Here is a 21,400-nt window from a genome sequence, read left to right on the forward strand (position 1 = left end):
AAGATTGCTGCTTAAAAACTGCTCACTTTCTACCAAAAAGTGTATATCCAAAGCTTATCCGCGAACTGGTTCGACCCGCGAGTCATTTAGACAAATTCTTGTAAGATAGCATTTGCTACAAAAGCATATTTCCGATTTAAGCAAAGATAATCCTCTTTGAGCACAAAAACGTCCTGATGATTATATCGTTCCAAAACAGTTCCATAAATATCCCTGAGATCCGCGCCAAAATCATTTTCAAACCCCTTAAGATGAACCCCTTCCTCAAGACGCAATCCCAAAATCATGCGCTCAGCCATACGCTCACGCAAAGATAATACCTCCAGCCCGGACTCATCGAGGGGAGTTTCCCCCTTATACAGGAGATTTACATAGGCAGTTACATCTTCAATGTTCTTCCAGCGCGCCCCATTCAAACAAGATACCCCTCCCGGGCCAAGACCTATATAATCACCGCCCCGCCAATATCCCAAGTTATGTTGACATTCATACCCGGGACGCGCAAAATTGGAGGTTTCGTACTGCCTATATCCGGCTTGCCTTAAACGTTTCACTGCCCATTCATACATCTCGGCCTGAAGATCTTCATCCGGAAGTAAATCAACCTGCTCTGTGTCAGCGGCAAGCGCGGAACCAAAACCCGTTCCTCGCGCCTCCCCCGGCACCTCAGCATATCGCTCAAAAAGCGGCGTCCCTTCTTCCATCATCAATCCATAGAGGGAAAGATGTTCAGGTGAATAGGAAAGGGCTTCTTCCAGGGACGCCTGCCATATCAACATGTTCTGTGCCGGAAGCCCAAACATCAAATCCAGGTTAAGGTTTTTAAAACCGGCCTGTCTTAATCGTCCAATGGCTTCGCGGGCTTGCTGGGCAGTGTGAATACGCCCCACAGCGCCCAGCAACTGATCATCGAACGACTGAACTCCTAAAGAAAATCGATTGATCCCAAAACTGCGGATTAGTTCAATCTTTCTATCCGTCAGAGTCCCCGGATTTCCCTCCATGGTTTGCTCAACGCTTGAACTCATGGGGAAATACCTGTGAATCATGGTCAGCAGTCCTTCTAAATCCGTTTCCTTTAGTACAGTAGGAGTTCCGCCCCCTATAAAAAGAGAAGACACCCCCTCTAGGGCATCTTGCTGCTTCTTAGCTACCTCAATTTCCAGGCCTTCCAGATACATAGCGCTAAGATCCTCGGCGGAATCCGCCAGTGAGTGGGAATAAAAAGCACAGTAATCGCATTTCTTCAGACAAAATGGGACATGAACGTAGAGGGATGGCATACGCTTGCTCACCTTTTCCTGGTTAATAAAGATACTCTGCCTTATGATCACTTAATCACTTAGCCACTTACAATCCAATTCTTAAGCCACTAAGATCATTTAAGCAGTGTTCTATGGTTTAATCCTCGATCTTCAATACCGCCATGAAAGCATCCTGCGGGATTTCCACACTGCCTACTTGCTTCATCCGCTTTTTCCCTGCTTTCTGCTTCTCAAGAAGTTTGCGTTTACGGGAAATATCTCCGCCGTAGCATTTGGATAAGACGTCTTTTCTCATGGCGCTAACCGTTTCACGGGCAATAACCTTATTGCCAATCACTGACTGAATTGGAATTTCAAACATATGTCTGGGAATAATGCCGCGGAGCTTTTCCACCATCTTCCTTGCCCGGCTATAAGCCTTGTCCCGGTGAACAATGAACGAAAGGGCATCAACCATTTCCCCATTCAAAAGGATATCGATTTTAACGAGATTCGTTTCTTTATAGCCCGTCAGCTCATAGTCCAATGACGCATACCCTTTGGTCCTTGACTTTAATTGATCGAAGTAATCAAAGACAATCTCACTCAAAGGAAGTTCATAAACCAACTTCACCCGATTGGTGGACACGTAATCCATATTACAATAGGTTCCGCGTTTTTCCTGATTAAGTTCCATGATTGCGCCCACAAATTCAGAGGGAACTAAAATAGTCGCTTTAACGATGGGCTCTTCTATGCTAACAATTTGATCGACTTTAGGAAGATTGGATGGATTATCAATACTTAAAACTTCCCCTTTTATAGTGTTTACCTTATAAATAACGCTCGGTGCCGTTGTGATCAAATTCAGGTCATATTCCCGTTCTAACCGTTCCTGGATAATCTCCATGTGGAGTAAGCCGAGAAAACCGCACCGAAATCCGAAACCTAAGGCAACCGAGGTTTCGGGTTCGAAGATCAGACTTGCATCATTAAGATGAAGCTTTTCCAACGAATCGCGCAGCCGATTGTAATCACTGGCCTCCACAGTATAGAGTCCGCAAAACACCATAGGAGTGGACTTCCTATACCCCGGAAGTGCTTCAGCCGCCGGATTGTCCGCATCCGTGATCGTATCCCCAACCTGAGTATCCTTAACATTTTTGATGCTGGCAGCAATAAACCCGACTTGACCCGCTTTAAGCTCATCAACAAGGCGCATCGCAGGAGAAAATACCCCTACTTCAGTTACTTCAAAGGTTTTTCCAGTCGACATCATTTTCATGGTCGTACCTTTAGCAACCCGGCCCTCCACAACTCGAATATAAGAAATAGCACCTTTATAGGCATCAAATTTAGAGTCGAAAATCAACGCTTTCAAGGGCGCTTGATCATCCCCTTGGGGAGGCGGGACCATGGTTACAATCCTTTCCAGGATCTCTTCGATTCCAGCCCCTGTCTTCGCTGAAGCCAGAACAGCCTCACTTGCATCCAGGCCAATCACATCTTCAATTTCTTGTTTGACCCGCTCAGGGTCGGCACTAGGGAGGTCGATTTTATTTATAACCGAAATCAGCTCCAGATCATTCTCTAAAGCAAGATAAACATTAGCCAGAGTTTGAGCCTCAATACCTTGCGCTGCATCAACCACCAACAGGGCCCCTTCACAGGCCGCTAAACTGCGGGATACCTCATAAGTAAAATCTACATGCCCGGGAGTATCAATGAGATTAAGCTCATAGATCTCACCATCCTTAGATTTGTAACTTAAGCGCACTGTCTGAAGCTTAATCGTAATTCCACGCTCACGTTCCAAATCCATGTTATCAAGGACTTGCTCTTCCATTTCCCGTTTACTCAAGGCCCCGGTATATTCTATCAACCGGTCAGCTAGCGTTGATTTGCCATGATCGATATGTGCGATAATCGAAAAATTCCGGATACGTTGTGAAGCCTGTGCCAAGGTCCTGCCCTCATTTCTATAACAAGTTTTAATTAAGCAAATTTAGATATTCTAAATACTTAGTATAACAGCTTAAGGGGGAATTCCGCAAGAATTCATCCTGGCAATGTAATTGCTGCACTGCTCCCGGCAGCGAAGGAGGACGCCAGTGACAAGGGGACGGAGGTATCGACACAATTCTGTTGTGTCAATAACCCCGTCCCCCTGTCACTCCCTGCTAAACTATTTCCGTTTCTTAATCGGTATCCAGATTTCACTCTTAAACATTGGTGAAGTTACATCTTTGTGCTCGTTCCATAAAATTTCCGGTCCTTCTGTTGCTTCATAATTTGAGGAGGGAAACCACTCCGAGTAGATACGTCCCCAAACATTTTGCAGAGTATCAGGAAATGGCCCGACAGCTTCGAACACTCCCCATGTTAAAGCGGGCACTTCAAGCTGAGTCAGATCATCCGGACACTCTTTATTTGTGGCCACACCGATATAGTGATCAAGCTCTCCTTTCTCTTCCATCCGGCCTTCTGAAAAGTTTGCTGATGCACTAAGCAGCCCCACCGGTTCAACATTTGACAATTTCTTAAGGACATCGATCCTCTCTAAGGTTAAACTTTGCCACATAGACGCAATCTCCGGATTAACTCCCTTAAAAATTATAGGAACTCGTTTCTTAATACCTACGATGCGAAATGCCTCTTTTTCTACAATTCGATAATTCATTTCATTGCCTCCTTTAATTGATAGCTGAAAGGTCATCGGTGGATAGGCTTTTAAGGTTTGGCCATTAGTTCTGGCTTCTGACGGAGTAACACCATGCAAGCTTTGAAAGGCTCTTGTAAACGAGTCGGGAGAGCTGTATCCATATTTAAGAGCAATATCAATGATTTTTAAGTTGCTATTATTAAGTTCAAAAGCTGCAAGGGTAAGCCGTCTGCGGCGAATATACTCCGACAGAGTTACACCTGCAAGGAACGAAAACATCCGTTTAAAATGATATTCAGAGCAAAAAGCCAGCCTCGCGACTTCTTTAGCTTCAATAGTATCCGTAATGTTTTCTTCAATATAGTTTAAGGCTCCATTTAACCTTTCAAGCAAATCCATTGATCTGACCTCCTTTCACCAATAGAATAGCAAACTTCGAATAGAGCTGTCCGACACTTCGTGCACAATTATGTAGGGTTAATCGCTGAGCTGGACCCCTCTTCACTTTGAATGGATAAGAGAGCCTCCGTCGAAGGCTCTCTTATCCATTCTATCTTTAACCAATGACCTCCCGGGCTCGATCTAAAATTAATTGGTTCGTTTTATCCGCCTCGTCTTGCAACACTAGGATCTTATCCCGGACATTTTGAAGAAATGTCTCATCCTTAATTGAACTCAAATTAATCTTCACGTTGAAAATTGCCCCTTGAAAACCTGCATAAGCCGTAACTCCGGAAACTGCTGCATCGCAGGCCGTATTTGGATTACCAATGGTTAAGACCCTCAGGGAAAGCTTTAAGACTTCAACGCAAGACTCAGCTACTTTAAGGGGCGGAAGGCTCGCTCCTATGGTTGCCTCCTGAATCTTTTCAGACCTTAAGGTTTTTTCGGCATCCGTATCCTTAGGCAATTTATAAGCCTTCATGACTTCGTCAAAAGCATTCGTATCCGCGTCAATATAGTCTGTCAGATCATTTTTTAAGGCCAGCCCTTTTTGTTTTATCTGACTAATCTCATCTTGTACACCACTAAACTTAGGCTTACCTTCTGTAAAATTACAAACCATGATACTCAGTGCAGCTCCTAAGGATCCAGCAAGAGCCGCCGCACTCCCACCACCTGGAGCTGGGGAATTACTGGCTAACTCCTCAATAAATCCACTCACTGTTTTTTCAATTAACACTTCATCTACCCCCTAATCATTGGTTTGATCGAACCTCGAATTTAGTCCTCACCCAAATTCTCTTCAAAAACCTGTTTGCGGTCAAAATCCTCCAAGCGTAAATAGAACTCAGCAACATCAAGCAGTGCCTGCAGCGGAGTTACCCCTATCAATTCACTGCCAATAACATTTACGCCATACCGGGCTGCCTCAGATTTTACAGTCTCAAAAACCCGATATAATGGGGTCCCGGTGTAATTAACCATGTTGATAGATACTTGAGCCACATCCCGCTCCTCCAGCATTACTCCCATCGCCCGCACATACTTGAATCCCCCTTTGACCTCACGGATGGAATCAGCAATTTTTTTCGCGATGCTGAGATCGTTGGTGCCAAGGTTAATATTGTAAGCCACTAAAAACTGACGGGCCCCGACTACAGTGGCTCCCGCTGTAGGATGCATCTTAGGCTGGCCGTAATCTGGATGACGTTCAGGCTTATTGATCTCTTCTTTCAGCCCTTCGTATTCTCCTTTTCTTACGTCAGGAAGCCTCCTGCGGCCCGGCACTTTAGCCGCTTCCTCGTATAGATAAACCGGGATGCCCAGTTTACCAGCGATCTCGGCACCGAGCTCGTTGGCCAGTTGAACACATTCTTCCATGCTTACCTCTTTAACAGGGATGAACGGAACCACATCTGTCGCTCCAACCCGAGGATGTCCACCCTGATGTACTTCCATATCGATTAATTCACACGCCCTAGCACAAGCATTAAAAGCCGCAAGTTTGACACTTTGCGGTTCACCGACAAAGGTCACCACCGTTCTGTTATGACTGGCATCAGGCTTGACATCAAGCAGCTTAACCCCCCTGACCTTTTTAACCTCCGCTACAATAGCCTCAATAACCTCCGGGCGACGGCCCTCACTAAAATTTGGTACACATTCTACGAGTTTTCCCATTTTATACTGACCCCTCTCTAACGTTTAAGGACTATATCAAAAACTGATCCTGCAAATGTTGTCCTTAGTTAACCCAGCGAACTACCCAATCCGTCCAATTCTACACTAAATGGCAAAAACCTTCTTTCTAAGCCCTATACTTAAAGAAGGTTTGTAGTAGTATTCTAGATTGTTTCTATAAATATTATCCTGGATCAGACTATTCTTTCTAACTTTAATTTAGGCAGCTTCAATTTGCTTGTTTGCCGGCGCACTTCAGCTAACGACAAATTGCTATTTTTTCTGCAAACATATTAGCTGAGTAAACTTCCAGCCCATCTTCTTATAGAATCCTAACCCCCGGGTATTATTACGATCCGCTAATAACTGTAAACGTTTAGCCCCCCGGACAATCGCCCAACTTTCAACGGCTAACACCAATTCCTTTCCTATTCCCTGCCCTCTATAGGCTTCTTCAACAACCAAATCTTCGATTAAGGCAGCGATTCCGCCCTCCGCAGTGGAAACCAAAATCTGTGCCGTACACATTCCTATGATCCTTTGCTCCAGCTCCGCTACCATTAGACAACGATTGCTGCAGTCCTCCAGCATCAGCTCCAGCCCCCTTTGCTGCTTGTCTTCATCGGCCTTAAAATCCTTTTCTATGGAAAATAAAACCCTTAGCAGCAGAATCATACTTTTCAGGTCAGAACATTCGGCCTCCCTGATGATGTGTCCCACAGATAGTCACTCTCTTTCCCCTTATTTTAGATACGTCTTAAATCAACGTCAATAAACGTTCTTTTAAGTACTTGGCAGTACCTGGACGGCAACCTTTTCCGAACTTTCTAAAGCAGCAAGTTTAAAAGCCAAACCCTTCTTTCAAAGCACAATCGCTTAAAGAAGGGCTTGGGCTTTCTTTTTTGACTCCGGTTTTAGCATGTTCTTGCCACAATTCCTAAGACCTCTTCTTCCGCCAAGGGCCTTTTAAGCCGATTGGTTTTTCGTAATATCTTGATTAAAATATCCTCCACAGTTTCTTGGTTTAGTTCAATCCCCTTGGCATTTAATAACCTTAAGATCGTCTTGCGGCCGGAATATTTACCGATAGAGGTAGAGTGCTGCCTTCCCACACTTTCAGGCGGAAAAGAGTGGTAGTTCGCCAAGTCTTTTTCTACACCGTCAATGTGGATCGAAGATGTATGAGTAAAAACGTCTTCTCCAATGATAGGTTTAGCCCGGGGAACTTTACGCTCTGTCGCCCAGCTCACCATCATGCCAATAGAATATAATCGTGTTAAGTCAAGTCTCACGGCTTGATTAAGACTATAGTTCAGCGCAACAGCAACTTCCTCAAGAGCAGCATTACCGGCCCTTTCTCCGATTCCTCCGACGGTAACACTAATGGCTTTAAAACCCGCTTGAACCGCTGCCAGCGAATTCGCTGTTGCCATCCCTAAATCGTTGTGCCCATGAAATTCCAAAGGAATCTTAGTCCCATTTACTAATTCCTGCAGAGTAAAAAACACGTTCAGCGGCTCAAGGAGTCCCGTCGTATCCGCAAACCGCACCCGGTCCACCCCCAGCTTCTCAGCCTCTGCTAATATCTCTTTGAGAAACCCAAGCTCCGCCCGACTGGCATCTTCCAGACCGAGAACAATATAGCCAACTTCCTTTTTGGCATTAAGGATACACTGCCCCATTTGCTCCAGAACCCAGGCCCGGTTTTTTCTCAGCTTGTTCTTGATTTGTTGGTCCGAGGCAGGAATGGAAATGGCCACTCCCTCAACCCCTGTTTTGTAACTCGCCTGAAGATCTGACAGAACCGCACGATTCCAAGTAATCAGCCGAACGGGGAGGTGCAATGCAACTAATTGAGAAATCATTTTAGTTTCTGACCCGCTCATGGCAGGCACTCCCACTTCCAGCTCATCAATCCCAGCCTCTGCCAAGGCCCGGGCAATCATTTCCTTCTGATGGAAGCTGAATGCCGCACCGGGAGCCTGCTCCCCATCTCTTAAGGTTGTATCGCACAACCAAACCCTTTGTTCATTCTCAGCTAATCCTTTTTTCATAGTTACAGCACCCCGATTGCATCTGCACGGCATTGTTGGCAGTGCTTCATTTGAGGAAGAATTAAGCCCAGAATACTGCGGTAGTTTCTAATCGTCTCTTTTCTGGGAGCCATTCTATCCGCGAATTTTGCTTGAGGGATTAGGGGCAGCAAATTGTGAATCTGTGCTCCTCGTTTCTTAACCTCTAAGGCCAGGCTATATAAAAGGTGCTCATTGATCCCCGGAATAACCACCGTATTGACTTTCACGGTCATTCCGGCCTTTGACGCCTGCTCAAGTCCCTCTAGTTGATTCTTGATCAGTATTTTTGCCCCATCAGGACCGATCATGGTTTTCCCTTCCCAATGAATGTAGCTATAAATCTTAGCACCCACTTGCTCATCAAGGGTATTGATGGTTACCGTAAGGTGAGAAACTCCAATCTCCGCCAATTCGGCCAGTTTCTCCGGCAAGAGAAGTCCGTTGGTACTTAAACAAAAAATCATGTCTGGAAAGCGCCGTTTTACCTTTCTCAAGGTTTGAAAGGTCTCTTCATTAGCTAAAGGCTCCCCCGGCCCGGCAATCCCCACAACTGTAAGTTTGGATCCTATGGGAGAGGCTTTAGCCTTGCTGACGGTTTCAATCCCTTCTTCCGGATTAATAACTTTACTGGTGACTCCCGGACGGGACTCGTTGGCACAATCAAATTTGCGCACGCAATAATTGCAGGATATATTACACTCCGGCGCCACCGCTAAGTGTATCCGCCCGGTTTTACCGTGTCCTGAGGTTGAAAAACAGGGATGCCCTTGATTTAAATTCGGGCTGCTTATTCTCGTGTGATTACATTCTCTATGCATCGTTATCTCTCCCATCGTTCATCGTTTGATTAATCCACTTCCATTGCCCCTGCCGGAATAAGCATGCCCTCCATGACCGTAGGAGTTTACACTCTCTTTCACTGTAAATACAAACAGACAATCACCCCTTACGAAGCCCTTCAAGACCCGGAAGCACACATACACTCGAATCTCTAACTTCGAACCTCGTACCTCGCATCTATTTTTCTTTAAACGTATAACAGTGACGTATGCAGATGCTGCCACAAGCCTGGCAGCCGATGCATTGCTCTTGATTAGTAATGATCGCTACATGCCGCTCTGTCCCCTCATCGTCTTCAAAACCTTCCAGACCCAGGCATTTTCGCACGCATAGTTTCACACACCGCCCGCACCCTAAGCACAGGGTTTTATCAATTGCTTCCACAAACTTCGGCGTCCAGGGCAATCCGCCAAAGGTTTTGTAAATTAGTCCTTCACTCATTTTTTCATCCTCCTAGTATAGGCTTCTCACAATATCCATTGACCGCAACTGTTAAAAACCCCTTAAACTTCAGACACCTATATTGCCCACTTTTTTATTTAGAAAAGGAGGCAGCTTTTTCGAAAGCAATAACGTATTCAGTTTGTTAAGTTCATCTGCAATCCGTGCTCCAACAGGTACTTTAATAGGATGAATGCCGCACTGAACTAAACGAGCCGCCGCAGGCCCCCCAATCTGAGTGCAATAAACAATCGCGCATTCTCTAAGCATTTTAATGCGGACATCCACTTTATCCTTCGATTCCATCATATCCTCAGCGGAAAGAGAGGTATGAATGATTCCTTGAGGCCCTCCTGTAAACTTATACATTTCAAACCCAGGGGCGGAAGCAAAATGCGAGTCAATGGTTATTCCATCACTACTGGCAAAGGCTATAAGCATACCTTACCCTCCTCTATTCCTAAAACCATCTTCCGGATATCTCTCATTTCTGTCAGTACACTTTTCCGGATTATTCAGTGCCTTTCAGTCTGACTAAGTGAACATTCTCTTTAACCTAATGAATTCAAGGTGTCAAAAAGAAATTGCTGAGTACCTTCGTAGCCAATCCAACGTTTTTGCGGATAACCGACCCGATCAAACACCGGCAAGCCCGCTCTTAAGTGGGGAAGCTTAAGCGCTCCTGCGGCTTGGCGTCCATTGGAATTGGCGATAATCAACGAACTCTGACCCGCTCGTTCCTCAAGTGTTTCCAAATCTCCCACTTCGATGGGGATCGGCAGGGACAACTGATGGATACCCGCCTGAGATGCTGACAAAGCTACCGAAATCTCAGCACCTACTTCAACCAAACAAGAGGCCAGACTATACAGCAGATCCATCTCTAAAGCTATAGCTGCCTTCAGACCGCCAAGCTGACCATGATAGTCAGCCAGTGTATCCAGCAAGCGGCTTCTTTGACGGAGGAGCTTCTCAGGAACCGGCTTGCCGGACAATTCAGCTAAGGTTAAGACAAGGGCGTCAGTCGCCGCAAGGCCAGTTAATGAAGGAAAATTGAGATGGGGAATTTGATGCGCTTGCCGGATTATCTCTCCCGCTTGTTCCATGCTTAAACCAAAGGACAGACAGGCTTTACACTTTGGCAAACGCTGAAAATCTTCGAGTAAGGTACCGCCCTGAACCACCGGAGCCGCTTCCAGTTCGGCATGCCCATCCAACGAAATCGAAAGATCAGGAATCGTGACCGGCCTAAATCCGAAGTCCATCACGACTTCTTTCAGTTCATCCACATCCCCTGGGGTCAGATGACAACCGGGCAATAAAACGATGGATGGAGCTGAATCTTCAGGGGCAGAATGGATGTTTGAGTTTGAGTGTCCAGCCAATGTCATGAGCAAAGCCTCTACCGTCCTCTGATAGCCTTCCTGCATTGAACCCATATAGTCCGGAGTACTGGCCAGCACAACCGGCATATTCTCTAAATCCGGCCTTTCCTTGCGCAGGCTGGACAATGCGCTCACCATATCGTCACCATAAGTTTCAGTTAATCCTGTGCTCATCACGCCGATAATTTGCGGTTTGTATTTATCAGCTGCCACAGCAATTCCTTTTTTAAGATGCTCCCAGCCGCCAAAAATAACGGAGTCTTCTAAAAGGGCTGTTGAATTCAGGGGAATCGGTTCTTTGTAGTGTCTGGAAAGCTGTAAGCGAATGAACGAGGAACACCCCTGCGAACCATGAAGTAAGGCCAAAAGTCCATTGACACCCAGGTAAGCCAGAGTTGCCCCCAAAGCCGGGCTGTTTTTCTGGGGATTCCCCTCATAATGTCTCGTATTAATTTCCTGAGTCGGATTAATCATCTTGTTCACCCACCTTCGGAGGAAATTCCCGTCTTAAATGCCCCCAAACAGGACTGAGCACTGTGCGTGTTAAGCTTTTTGCAAAGGTAACCATGCCCTGATAACCGGCATAAGGGAGTTTACGTCCATGGTTAATATCTAAAAAAGGTGTTCTTGTTTTATGGGCCAGATACTTTGTCTTTCCTCCAGCGACGATCAAGTCAGGTTTTTTCTCCGCAATCATCTTCAGAAAGCCCGCCGAGCTTGTATCTTCGATAATCTGAGCGGAGGGATCCATCAGTTCTTTCATCCGCTGAAAATCTTCCGGCGTCGAGTTTTGGGTTCCTCCCGCCAGGATGTTGATTCCTAACTCAGCCAAGGTGGACACCATCGACCAGGTTTTAACCCCGCCCGTAAACAAGATGGCCTGTTTATTCTCTAGTAAGGTTTTGTAGCCTGCAATGATCTGCCGTGTTTCGTCTTCTTTCTTACGAACATAAACTAAGGTTCGCTCCAGCAAATCCGGATCGCCAAGTGCTTTGGCAATCTTGATCAGGGTTTCTGACGTGTCATGAATTCCATAAAAGGATCCTTCCATAAAAGGAATACCATAGCGAATCTCCATTTTCCGAACCAAATTGGTCAGGCTTTTGGAGCAGATAAGCACATTCAGGCTTGCTCTGTGCGCTGAACGCAAGTCCTCAAATTTCGCATCTCCTGTTATAGCTGTTTGAAGCGTGATCCCTAAGTTTTTTAAATCGGGCAATACTCCCCAAAGATCTCCGGCAATGTTATACTCTCCGATCAGGTTAATGGAAAGAGGTATTTTCTCATCCGGCTCTTCCGCCGTTCCTATTACCCGGTCAAATAAGACTTCTCCCGCAATACGATTTCCAATATTCTTGTCTCCCAAAAAGCCTGGGCAATTAACGGCAATCACCGACATTGTCAGTTCCGCTTCCGCCTCCTGACAAACCTTGTCGACATCATCTCCAATCAGCGAGGAGACACAGGTTGCGTAGACAAAGATGGCTTTTGGATTATGCCGGAGGGCAATTTCCAGGATCGACTCTTTTAGTTTCTTCTCTCCGCCGTAAACCACGTCATTTTCCATAATGTCGGTGGTCAGGCCCCGCCGGAAGAGCTGGGAGCCAGAGGAGCGCGCTCCCCGGTTATCCCAGGAGTTACCTGCACATGCAATCGGTCCGTGAACAAGATGAGCAACATCCGTAATGGGCATCAGCACAACTCGTGCCCCGTCATAAGCGCAGCTTCGCTCTGCGCCTTCCCCGGGCAGGGCCTTCATGCACAATTTAGGCGAACCGGCATCTGACATGCACTCTTTGTCTTTGAGATCCAATTTTGTAAGATTGGTAAACATGAAGCACCCCTCCGTTCACTAACGCATCATTTCAAAGTAAGTATCTGTCGATGTTCTATCTTTTTCCTCCAAAAATGTATTGACGATCATCGTGATCAAGTTGATAACTCCGGAATACCCGATGATTGGATAGCGATGAAGATTTACCCGGTCCGTAATGGGGAAACCCACTCTGACATGGGGAATATCAGCATCTCGGGCAGCCCACTTGCCATGGGAATCGCCAATCAACATATCTACGGGTTCTGTAACTAAAAGAGATCTGAGATGCCAAAGGTCTTTGCCGGCATAGAGTGTACCACCTTGACCATAAGGGCTGGAGGCCAGCAAACCTTCCATAGCTTTCTTAAATAAGGGAGTGGAATTCGTGCAAAGGATATGGACCGGTTCCCCGCCCATTTCCAGCAGAAATGAGACAAGCCCCATCAGAATATCCGGGTCACCAAACAGGGCAAATTTCTTGCCATGAATATATTGATGGGCATCTGTCATGGCGTCGATCGAACGTCCCCGTTCATTGGTTATTTCCCCGGGCACCTCTTTTCCTGTAAATTGGGCGATGGCTTCTATGAATTTGTCCGTGCCCCCGATCCCGATGGGCATAGAGATCGCTTTAACCGGAATTTCCTTAGCGGCCAAATATTTTTGGGTTGTCGGAGTTGAATAGGTTTGGAGGCATAAGAAACACGGGGCGTTTAGGGCATCCTTCATTTCTGTGATGGTTGTTCCTCCGGGATACAATTCGTAGGTGCCTAAATTAGGAGCATCCAGAACCTCACTTTGATCAGGCAAAAGAGTATAAGGCGCATCCATCACCTGAAGAAGCCGTTTATATTCACGAAGATTGGCCGTATAAGGGTCAAAACCAGGGACAATATAAAGCCGGCCGTTCAGTTTATCCTCCTGTCTGGGCTCGGCTAAGCAGTCAATGAGCCCTTTAAGCATGGTGTCATACCCGGTTATATGAGATCCCTTAAAACTCGGAGTGTTCGCCAAGGCAACGGGCAGTTCTTGGGGAATCGCTCCCTGGTCTTTGGCATTGCCTAAATAAGCCTTAATATCGTCCCCAATCACTTCTGCCATACAGCTCGTAAACATAGAGATCACTTTGGGGCTATAAAGTGCATTAGCATTCTTCAAGCCTTCAATCAGATTCGACTGTCCGCCGAACACCGCGGAATCCTCTGTCATAGAATCAGAGACTGCTGCAACAGGTTCCCTGTAATGACGGGATAGGGTACTGCGAAAATAGGCGGCGCATCCTTGTGAACCATGAACAAACGGGAGACTTCCTTCAATTCCCAAGGAGCAAAACAAGGCGCCAAGAGGTTGGCAGGCTTTGGCTGGATTGATAACCAGCTTTTCACGGGCAAAATTCTTTACCCGGTATTCTTGAGTATTCAGCCATTCTTTTGTTACCTTCGTACAAGCTTCCATAAGTGACATCCTTTCTGCCTAAATTAATATGAGCTCACTTTACCACGGTGCTTTAATGACTTTCCAGGTTGGGCTGTTGATGGCCATATCCATATCCCGGGCAAAGATGGGGAATCCTTCGTATCCGTGATACGGACCGGAATAATCCCAAGAATGCATTTGTCGGAAAGGAAGACCCATTTTTTCAAAGACATATTTTTCTTTAATGCCCGATCCTACCAAGTCAGGTTTTAGCTTCTTGACGAATTCTTCGAGTTCTAATGCGGTTACATCATCATAAATCAACGTTCCCTCTTTTAAGGCGGGAATGGTTTTCTCATAATCCTCCTTGTGGGCAAATTCGTAACCGGTTCCGATCACCTCCATGCCTAAATCTTCATAGGCACCGACAATGTGTCTTGGCCGAAGCCCGCCTACATACAGCATGACACTTTTCCCTTCCAGACGCGGGCGGTAGGTATCAATCACGTTTTGCATCAAAGGTTCATATTTCTCGATGACCTTTAAGGCTTTCTCCATAATACTGTTATCAAATTGAGCTGCAATTTTAAGAATGGATTCCCTGATTTTCGTCGGCCCGAAGAAATTGAATTCCAGCCAAGGGGTGCCATAGGTTTCCTCCATGTATTTAGCAATATAATTCATGCTTCTGAAGCAGTGGATTAAATTAAGCTTGACAAGATGGCCATTCTGAAGCATTTCCAGGGTAGAGTCCCCCGTCCAGATATTAACAACCTTCAGCCCTATTTCTTCCAGAATCTTTTTACTGGCCCAGGCATCACCACCGATATTGTAGTCTCCGATAATTCCAATGTCGTATGGTCCAACGTCTCTGGCTGAACCCTTCCCTAAAACGTGATCCCGAATAGCATCATTAGCAATATGATGGCCCAGGGACTGACTTATTCCCCTAAATCCCTCACAACGAACCGGGACAACCGGCAGCTCAAATTTTTCACTCATCCGGCGGGCGACACTTTCAATGTCATCCCCAATCAGTCCGACAGGGCACTCCGAAAGAACAGAAACCCCTTTGGCATTTGGGAAAAGATCAACAACCTCGTGGATGATTTTTTCCAGCTTTTTGTCGCCGCCATAAATTATATCGCTTTCCTGGAAGTCCGAGGTAAATAAAAAGGGCACAAAGTTGTCAACGCCGATTTCACCTTCTGCTAAGTTCCGGCGGTTCCCCCAGGAATAATAGCCGCAACCGACGGGTCCATGAGAAATATGCACCACATCCTTAACCGGACCCCAAACAACCCCTTTAGCCCCTGCGTAAGCACACCCCCGGGCAGTCATGATGCCAGGGACTGTTTTGGCATTGGATTTGACTGCGCAGCCTGCACACTCACTATCTTTAACCGCAATATGTTGTCTCCGATTCTTTTTGGCCTTTTCCGGATAAACCTCTAAAACGTCTTCCACGACCTGTTTCCGGAAATCGACGATCTCCCGTGTGCTCATAAAGCTGTCCTCCTCATATCTCAATCGCTGATCAACCTTACATCTCCATGATCCCGAATTCCATCATTAAATCTTCCAAGGCATCCATGGAAAGAGGAGTCGGGATGGTCATCATGGTGTTATTCTCAATTTTCCTGGCCAAGGCTCGATACTCATCTGCCTGTTTATGAGTTGGGTTATATTCAATAACCGTCATTTTACGAACTTCAGCCCGTTGCACCTCATTATCCCGAGGCATAAAGTGAATCATTTGAGTATTTAAAGCTTTGGCTAAAGCCTCAATTAATTCATTCTCCTTGTCTGTCTGACGGCTGTTACAGATTAATCCCCCCAGACGAACAGTCCCGGTTTGAGCGTACTTCAGAATTCCTTTAGAAATATTATTAGCGGCATACATGGCCATCATTTCCCCGGAGGTGACAATATAGATTTCCTTGGCTTTATTCTCCCGGATTGGCATTGCAAATCCCCCGCACACAACATCACCAAGAACATCATAGAAAACATAATCTGTATCCTCCGTATAGGCACCGTTTTCTTCTAAAAAGTTAATCGCTGTAATAACACCGCGCCCGGCACAGCCAACTCCTGGTTCGGGACCCCCGGATTCCGAACAGCGAACCCCTAGATAGCCTTCCACTAAGACATCCTCCAGCTCCAGATCTTCAACCGTCCCTCTTTCACGGGCCAAGTCCATAACTGTGGTTTGAGCTTTACTATGCAGAATCAAACGTGTCGAATCTGCTTTAGGGTCACAGCCCACAATCGTCACTTTTCTGCCCATTTCCGCCAAGGCTACCACCGTGTTTTGGGTCGTGGTTGATTTTCCGATCCCGCCTTTGCCATAGATCGCAATTTGTCTCATGTCAAATACATCTCCTTATTTAACGTAAATTGAATTCGGTACTTGCCGCCGGCTCTGCTCTATACAACCGCATCGTTTCCGACTTCCCCCGTACGAACCCGAACAACCTCCTGCAAAGGGCAGACAAAAATTTTGCCGTCCCCCATGTGCCCTGTCTGATTAGCCTTAATAATCACATCGGCCACCTCTTCCACTTGATCATCCTGAACTATAATGGTTAACAACCGTTTGGGAATCCAATCAAATTTGGGCTCATCGGCAGAATTGCTCTTCATCAGCGCATTCAATTCAGGATCAACCTCCCCTGCCCATCCGCCAATACCTCCCTGCTTGCCGCGCCCCTCAACACTTTGAATCGTCAAAGCAGGAAACCCGGCATCCTCAAGAGCCTTTTTCGTCGCGGGAACCTGATGACGCCGAATCACCATCATTACTTCTTTCATTCATTACAACCCCTTTGTGCCATTACTTACGGTATAGGCTTCTAATACTTCACTGACAAAAACCTTCCCATCCCCCATAGTTCCAGTCTTGGCATTTCCGAGAATAATGGTGATAGCTTCATCAAGCTTCTCATCATCGACAACCATCATCAGCAAAGTCTTGGGAAACTCATCATAAACCACATCCCCGATCCGAATTCCTTTCGTTCTGCCCCGCCCAAAGACGTGCATTTTTGTCAGGGAGGGCATTCCAGCCTTGGCCAAAGCTTCTGCCACTCCCTCTGTTTTATCCGGTCTTACAATGGCTCTAATCATTTTCATATACTTTGTCCTCCTTCAAATTCAGGTTGATTTCTTCATGGCGCTTAGTTTCGGATAACCTCGTAAATTCCATCGCATCACCTCCTTTGATAAGGAACTATGAACCTCTGTGAATTGCTTAAGCAGCTTATAAAATTGAAAACCCAAGAAATTAGCTTTTGGCTGGAGGCCAGGATAAAAAGACAAAGAGAGCCCCTAATTCTGATAAATTAAGGGCTCTCTAAAACACTATTCCGCTCCAAATCTTCGCTTTGATCTGGTGCCCGGTTTATGAAATTATGGTCAAATGGAGTTTGACTTACTTCTACACTTTTACACTAATTCGGTTAAGCTTTGATGAAAGCTATTTCGCTCTATCAGAGGTGCATAACCCCCAATCCTACCCGTGCATGTTCCAAAAGGGGGTGGAGCGAAGAACGGCCATAAATAGCTACTGCAATCCATTCACTATCTGTGGTTAAGCCAATTTTCAGGGCAAGACTGGCATTACTGTTAGTATGAATAAAAATGCTGTTGCTAGCTTCCAATGTGGCATGGATCAGGGCGTGTATCTTTCGGTCCTCTTTGGGAATGACCCCGGTGTTAAAGGCTGTTGCCATCACTGAATTCGTAAGCTTACCCGTATGTTGGAGATTTGACACTGTTCCTCCAAGTTCCGTCACACCGCAGCGCAGATCAAACAATTCATTAAGAGCCTTTTTAAGTTTCTCCTCTTCCTCCCGTGTCTCCGTCATAGCTAACTTTAAGGCTAAGCGTTCTAAGGAAGGTTTCGCTTTTTCCTTGGGTAATGGTGCTTTCAAACGATTGCCCCTCCTCCTTAGTCAGAATAGAAAAAGCCGCCAGATATCTTTAAGATACCTTGACGGCTCCATTGCCTAATCTTTAATTAAAGTAATGCAATTAATATAGCATATGATACTCGGTATTCTAAGCTTTGTCAATGAGTAGACAAGGGCATTTGCTAATAATACAGGTATACATAGGTTCCCGGTTTGTACTATCTTTTCCCCATCTTCCTGTGCACCATTCCCATTACCAGATTAAACTCTTTCATTCTCAGAAGCTTTGCCATCCCGGCAAAGACAAGCACCCCTATGGCCGTTCCAGTCACCAGCATGATCAACGAGGGGATCGTACTAACCCCTATCACAGGAGTCAGCAAGAGACACCATCCCCAGACCACAAGCGCCATAAGCAGGGATGCTGCTATGGACTTAAGGCTGGTCCAGAACATATTCCATCCGTCCATTTTCCCCATCCGCTTGTGCAGCACGTAAAACAAGAGGAGCATATTTGCAAAAGCGGCTATCGTCGTGGCGAACGCTAAACCCCCATGAGCAAGCGGACCCACCAGCAAAAACATGGCTATAATATTAATGGCCATCGCCACGATTCCCAGCAAAACAGGTGTCCAGGTATCCTGCAGGGCATAAAAAACCCGCGGGAGAATCTGAATGACCGCTTGCGACGATATTCCTATGGAGAAATAAAATAACGGAATGGCCATTGTTAATGTATCTTGAGGCGTGAATTGACCATGCTCGAACAAAACCCGAATGAGAGGAAAACGCAAGACAATCATGCCAATCGAAATCGGAACCGTTATAAAAATAACCATGCGAATAGCATTTGAGATCGTTTCCCGAAAGTTATCCCATTGTTTCAACGCCGCTTGTTCCGTCATTGTCGGAAACGTGGCCACGGCAATCGCTAATGCAAAAATCCCCACTGGCAGCTGAAAAAGCCGATAGGAATACCAGACAGCCGTAATACTCCCGGGAAACAACGTTGATCCGAAGTTATTATTGACCACAACCTGAATTTGGTTCAGCGAATAACTAATAATGATGGGCAACGCTAAAGCTCCGATCAGCCGAACCCCCGGATGCTTCAGATCAATAATCGGGTAATACCGCACGCCTACTCTGCGTAAAGAAGGAATTTGAACCCCAAAACTTATCACCGCCCCAACAACAACCCCAAAGGCAAAGCCCGAAACACTCTCAGGTTTCTCGGGATTGGCCAGGATCGTACCAAAGAAAATCACGGACGCATTATAAAGCACAGTTCCTAAAGCCGAGGGCCAAAAAATCTTATAGGAATTCAAAACTCCCATCGTCAACCCACTCAAAGCCATAAAAAGTGGCTGTATCAAAAGAATCCTGGTTAAGTGAATTGCCAGCACCGTGTTTTCAGGCGCAAACCCGGGAACCACCAGCTTAATAAATTGCGGTGTAAAAAAAAGCCCCAATAAAATAAGTAAGCCTAGGGTAATAAAAATCAAATTCACAACCGAGCTGACCACTCGCCAGCCCTCATCCTCATTCTCCTTGGCAATATACTCAGAAAAGACAGGAATAAAGGCGGCACTTAAAACTCCGCCTACTAATAGCCAATATAATAAATCCGGAAGTACAAACGCAGTATTATAAGCATCTGTCACCCCACCCTGTCCAAAAAAACCGGCCATCAATGACTCTCGCAAAAACCCCAGAATACGTGAAGCCATCTGAGCAGCCATTAAAAAACCGGCAGCCTTCATAAGTGTTCGATTAGTTGATGACATCTTAAATTAACCTCTTCTCCCCATCGCTACTCTGCCACCCGAATTATAGCATTTTTCACCATACGAAAAAAGAGAAACCTGCTACTTCCCTTTCAGCCACTCCGCTAAAACTTCAGCTACAGCTTCCGCTGCACCATTAGCTTCATCCAGCGTATTATGCTGACTCCCGAATTCCAGCAACAAACCGCCCTCCGAAAGATGTTGGTTGTACCGCGCATCAGCTGCATAACTAATATTGGGTTTAAAAAGCCCGGGATATTTCGTTTCACCTATAGCCATCAGTTCTTTAGCTAAGGCCTCATTCTTTTCCCAGTGCGGATTCTTCTTGCCTATCACCACCAGAACCTTGCAGATTTTTCGGTCATTGACCGTAATGGTTGACTTAGGGAATCCAGGCGGGAGTCCATCCCGGTGAATATCTAATAAAATCTTAATAGAAGGATAGTCCTTAATGAGCTGAGTTGCCGTCTTAACGGACTCGCTATATGACTTCATAAAATCGACCGCATCATGTATTTTCTTGTCATGAACAACACCGACTCCCTTTTGCTCAAGAGCTTTCTTTAAGGTAGCTCCTACTGTTACGATGTCCCCATTTTCTCCCTGTAATCGATCAGGCCCCCCATTCCCTGCATAACTTTCACTGTTATGCGTATTATAAATCCCCACAACGACTTCCTTACGACCAGCTGGTTCCGGCGGGGGAGGATTCAGAGACTCATTATTTTCAGGTATCTGAGGGTCAATTGGCTCAAGAATGGGACCTTCAAACTCAGGATCATCAGGATTATAGGCCCACCCTAACCAAACCGGGCCTTGGGGCGGAGGGGAAAAATAGCTCAGAAAAAATGTCCGCGGGTCCGAAATATTAACACCCGTCAATAAAAACATGCTCACTGCCGCACCTTGATGCCTCACTAAGTCCAAACGAGAGCGTTCCGGTTGGGAATACCCCGGAGCCCCTTCTAACAAAATCGCTTCAAAAGGAAACGACTGTTGAGTTAAAAAATGAACAAATTGGTGGGAACTCCCACTGCGCAAAGCATAAGCTAACCCTAAAATAATTAAGAGGCTAACAATCCCAAGGAAAAACCCTCTCAGCCATTCTTTAAATGTCCAAATCCTATAATTTTTAGTTTGCCGATGATAAAAATCTTCCCGTAACAAAGGACTTGTCCCCCTTCCTCTTATTGAAGAAATATGAAGGACAAGTCCAAGCTAGAACCTAAAAAATATAGTTCAGATAAAATTTAAGTGTTGCGCTTATGTTTAGCGAAGGGTTGTCGGAACAAAGCTATCGACAATACCAATCACCAGGGAAGCCAGTAACGCGCCAATAATAGAAACTGAAATGGACCCGGGAACAAGAAACTGACTGAAGTAAATAACAACGGCAGCCGTCAAAAATCCGACCGTTCCCCGTCCCATCCGGGTAATTTTATCTCCGAACACCCTTTCAATAACATAACCCATTATGGCAATCACTGCGGCTGCAATTAAAGCTCCCGTAAATCCAGCCACCCGAAGCCCCGGAACAATCCAACTCACCAAAAGCAAAACCAAAGCGGATACGATAAACCGAACGATCATACCTACCATTGCAAGACCCTCCAATCATTTATTTGCTACACTTTAAAGTGTTTCCGTGATACAAGGTTTAGTTTAAACAAAATGATCCGGATTTATTTACATTGCA

The 21,400-nt window shown here is 45.8% G+C and carries 21 protein-coding genes; all 21 read right to left on the minus strand.

Translation table 11 applies throughout. From position 1 onward, the window contains the following. Window positions 1-86 precede the first annotated feature (86 nt). The 21 genes from hemW to DESYODRAFT_RS23210 all read right to left on the minus strand — a co-directional run bounded on the left by hemW (window position 87) and on the right by DESYODRAFT_RS23210 (window position 21,303). A complete protein-coding gene (gene hemW / locus DESYODRAFT_RS23110) occupies window positions 87-1,283 on the minus strand; it encodes a radical SAM family heme chaperone HemW (RefSeq protein ID WP_007786778.1) in 1,197 nt (398 codons plus the stop codon). A gap of 118 nt (window positions 1,284-1,401) precedes the next feature. Continuing rightward, window positions 1,402-3,207, minus strand: coding sequence for a translation elongation factor 4 (lepA, locus tag DESYODRAFT_RS23115; protein WP_007786779.1), 1,806 nt, complete (start codon window positions 3,205-3,207; stop codon window positions 1,402-1,404). A gap of 222 nt (window positions 3,208-3,429) precedes the next feature. Next, the gene (locus DESYODRAFT_RS23120; protein WP_007786781.1) at window positions 3,430-4,305 is read right to left on the minus strand and encodes an AraC family transcriptional regulator; all 876 of its coding nucleotides are present in this window, start codon (window positions 4,303-4,305) and stop codon (window positions 3,430-3,432) included. A gap of 157 nt (window positions 4,306-4,462) precedes the next feature. After that, window positions 4,463-5,089, minus strand: a complete 627-nt coding sequence (locus DESYODRAFT_RS23125) for a cyclodeaminase/cyclohydrolase family protein (RefSeq protein WP_007786782.1) — start codon at window positions 5,087-5,089, stop codon at window positions 4,463-4,465. Between the two features lie 41 nt (window positions 5,090-5,130). Further along, window positions 5,131-6,030, minus strand: coding sequence for a glutamate formimidoyltransferase (ftcD, locus tag DESYODRAFT_RS23130; RefSeq protein ID WP_007786784.1), 900 nt, complete (start codon window positions 6,028-6,030; stop codon window positions 5,131-5,133). A 273-nt stretch (window positions 6,031-6,303) separates the two neighbouring features. Next, window positions 6,304-6,750: a GNAT family N-acetyltransferase gene (locus tag DESYODRAFT_RS23135; RefSeq protein ID WP_007786785.1), complete on the minus strand. Its 447-nt coding sequence runs from the start codon at window positions 6,748-6,750 to the stop codon at window positions 6,304-6,306. Between the two features lie 194 nt (window positions 6,751-6,944). Then, a complete protein-coding gene (locus tag DESYODRAFT_RS23140; protein WP_007786786.1) occupies window positions 6,945-8,084 on the minus strand; it encodes a homocitrate synthase/isopropylmalate synthase family protein in 1,140 nt (379 codons plus the stop codon). Between the two features lie 2 nt (window positions 8,085-8,086). Continuing rightward, window positions 8,087-8,923, minus strand: a complete 837-nt coding sequence (locus tag DESYODRAFT_RS23145) for a radical SAM protein (RefSeq protein ID WP_007786788.1) — start codon at window positions 8,921-8,923, stop codon at window positions 8,087-8,089. 199 nt (window positions 8,924-9,122) lie between these two features. After that, window positions 9,123-9,386 (minus strand): ferredoxin III, nif-specific, encoded by a 264-nt coding sequence (fdxB, locus tag DESYODRAFT_RS23150; protein ID WP_007786790.1) that lies wholly within the window; start codon window positions 9,384-9,386, stop codon window positions 9,123-9,125. Between the two features lie 69 nt (window positions 9,387-9,455). Further along, entirely contained in the window at window positions 9,456-9,827 is a 372-nt protein-coding gene (locus tag DESYODRAFT_RS23155; RefSeq protein ID WP_007786791.1) for a NifB/NifX family molybdenum-iron cluster-binding protein, read from the minus strand. 110 nt (window positions 9,828-9,937) lie between these two features. Beyond that, window positions 9,938-11,245: a nitrogenase iron-molybdenum cofactor biosynthesis protein NifN gene (gene nifN, locus DESYODRAFT_RS23160; RefSeq protein WP_007786792.1), complete on the minus strand. Its 1,308-nt coding sequence runs from the start codon at window positions 11,243-11,245 to the stop codon at window positions 9,938-9,940. Next, window positions 11,238-12,605: a nitrogenase iron-molybdenum cofactor biosynthesis protein NifE gene (gene nifE / locus DESYODRAFT_RS23165; protein WP_007786794.1), complete on the minus strand. Its 1,368-nt coding sequence runs from the start codon at window positions 12,603-12,605 to the stop codon at window positions 11,238-11,240. The genes nifN and nifE overlap by 8 nt, the downstream gene beginning before the upstream one ends. Before the next feature lie 18 nt (window positions 12,606-12,623). Further along, window positions 12,624-14,051 (minus strand): nitrogenase molybdenum-iron protein subunit beta, encoded by a 1,428-nt coding sequence (nifK, locus tag DESYODRAFT_RS23170; protein ID WP_042339046.1) that lies wholly within the window; start codon window positions 14,049-14,051, stop codon window positions 12,624-12,626. A gap of 30 nt (window positions 14,052-14,081) precedes the next feature. Then, window positions 14,082-15,509, minus strand: a complete 1,428-nt coding sequence (gene nifD / locus DESYODRAFT_RS23175) for a nitrogenase molybdenum-iron protein alpha chain (protein WP_007786797.1) — start codon at window positions 15,507-15,509, stop codon at window positions 14,082-14,084. A 37-nt stretch (window positions 15,510-15,546) separates the two neighbouring features. Beyond that, the gene (nifH, locus tag DESYODRAFT_RS23180) at window positions 15,547-16,374 is read right to left on the minus strand and encodes a nitrogenase iron protein (protein WP_007786799.1); all 828 of its coding nucleotides are present in this window, start codon (window positions 16,372-16,374) and stop codon (window positions 15,547-15,549) included. Window positions 16,375-16,433: 59 nt separating this feature from the next. Next, a complete protein-coding gene (locus DESYODRAFT_RS23185; protein ID WP_007786800.1) occupies window positions 16,434-16,817 on the minus strand; it encodes a P-II family nitrogen regulator in 384 nt (127 codons plus the stop codon). A 3-nt stretch (window positions 16,818-16,820) separates the two neighbouring features. Continuing rightward, complete coding sequence (locus DESYODRAFT_RS23190) at window positions 16,821-17,138, minus strand: P-II family nitrogen regulator (protein ID WP_007786801.1); 318 nt, start codon at window positions 17,136-17,138, stop codon at window positions 16,821-16,823. A gap of 356 nt (window positions 17,139-17,494) precedes the next feature. Next, window positions 17,495-17,938 (minus strand): HutP family protein, encoded by a 444-nt coding sequence (locus DESYODRAFT_RS23195; protein WP_007786802.1) that lies wholly within the window; start codon window positions 17,936-17,938, stop codon window positions 17,495-17,497. A gap of 197 nt (window positions 17,939-18,135) precedes the next feature. Beyond that, window positions 18,136-19,704, minus strand: a complete 1,569-nt coding sequence (murJ, locus tag DESYODRAFT_RS23200) for a murein biosynthesis integral membrane protein MurJ (protein ID WP_007786803.1) — start codon at window positions 19,702-19,704, stop codon at window positions 18,136-18,138. Between the two features lie 81 nt (window positions 19,705-19,785). Next, window positions 19,786-20,871 carry a stage II sporulation protein P gene (gene spoIIP / locus DESYODRAFT_RS23205; protein ID WP_007786804.1) on the minus strand — a complete coding sequence of 362 codons (1,086 nt, stop codon included), beginning with the start codon at window positions 20,869-20,871 and terminating at the stop codon, window positions 19,786-19,788. 102 nt (window positions 20,872-20,973) lie between these two features. Further along, the gene (locus tag DESYODRAFT_RS23210; protein WP_007786805.1) at window positions 20,974-21,303 is read right to left on the minus strand and encodes a phage holin family protein; all 330 of its coding nucleotides are present in this window, start codon (window positions 21,301-21,303) and stop codon (window positions 20,974-20,976) included. Between the last annotated feature and the right edge of the window lie 97 nt (window positions 21,304-21,400).

The sequence above is a fragment of the Desulfosporosinus youngiae DSM 17734 genome (assembly GCF_000244895.1).
Taxonomy (GTDB): domain Bacteria; phylum Bacillota; class Desulfitobacteriia; order Desulfitobacteriales; family Desulfitobacteriaceae; genus Desulfosporosinus; species Desulfosporosinus youngiae.

What these genes read in the sequence shown, in the direction of transcription:
- hemW (WP_007786778.1), bottom strand. Translation starts at nt 1,283, where the DNA reads ATGCCATCCCTCTACGTTCATGTCCCATTTTGTCTGAAGAAATGCGAT.
- DESYODRAFT_RS23120 (WP_007786781.1), bottom strand. Translation starts at nt 4,305, where the DNA reads ATGGATTTGCTTGAAAGGTTAAATGGAGCCTTAAACTATATTGAAGAA.
- ftcD (WP_007786784.1), bottom strand. Translation starts at nt 6,030, where the DNA reads ATGGGAAAACTCGTAGAATGTGTACCAAATTTTAGTGAGGGCCGTCGC.
- DESYODRAFT_RS23140 (WP_007786786.1), bottom strand. Translation starts at nt 8,084, where the DNA reads ATGAAAAAAGGATTAGCTGAGAATGAACAAAGGGTTTGGTTGTGCGAT.
- DESYODRAFT_RS23145 (WP_007786788.1), bottom strand. Translation starts at nt 8,923, where the DNA reads ATGCATAGAGAATGTAATCACACGAGAATAAGCAGCCCGAATTTAAAT.
- fdxB (WP_007786790.1), bottom strand. Translation starts at nt 9,386, where the DNA reads ATGAGTGAAGGACTAATTTACAAAACCTTTGGCGGATTGCCCTGGACG.
- DESYODRAFT_RS23155 (WP_007786791.1), bottom strand. Translation starts at nt 9,827, where the DNA reads ATGCTTATAGCCTTTGCCAGTAGTGATGGAATAACCATTGACTCGCAT.
- nifN (WP_007786792.1), bottom strand. Translation starts at nt 11,245, where the DNA reads ATGATTAATCCGACTCAGGAAATTAATACGAGACATTATGAGGGGAAT.
- nifE (WP_007786794.1), bottom strand. Translation starts at nt 12,605, where the DNA reads ATGTTTACCAATCTTACAAAATTGGATCTCAAAGACAAAGAGTGCATG.
- nifK (WP_042339046.1), bottom strand. Translation starts at nt 14,051, where the DNA reads ATGTCACTTATGGAAGCTTGTACGAAGGTAACAAAAGAATGGCTGAAT.
- nifD (WP_007786797.1), bottom strand. Translation starts at nt 15,509, where the DNA reads ATGAGCACACGGGAGATCGTCGATTTCCGGAAACAGGTCGTGGAAGAC.
- nifH (WP_007786799.1), bottom strand. Translation starts at nt 16,374, where the DNA reads ATGAGACAAATTGCGATCTATGGCAAAGGCGGGATCGGAAAATCAACC.
- DESYODRAFT_RS23185 (WP_007786800.1), bottom strand. Translation starts at nt 16,817, where the DNA reads ATGAAAGAAGTAATGATGGTGATTCGGCGTCATCAGGTTCCCGCGACG.
- DESYODRAFT_RS23190 (WP_007786801.1), bottom strand. Translation starts at nt 17,138, where the DNA reads ATGAAAATGATTAGAGCCATTGTAAGACCGGATAAAACAGAGGGAGTG.
- murJ (WP_007786803.1), bottom strand. Translation starts at nt 19,704, where the DNA reads ATGTCATCAACTAATCGAACACTTATGAAGGCTGCCGGTTTTTTAATG.
- DESYODRAFT_RS23210 (WP_007786805.1), bottom strand. Translation starts at nt 21,303, where the DNA reads ATGGTAGGTATGATCGTTCGGTTTATCGTATCCGCTTTGGTTTTGCTT.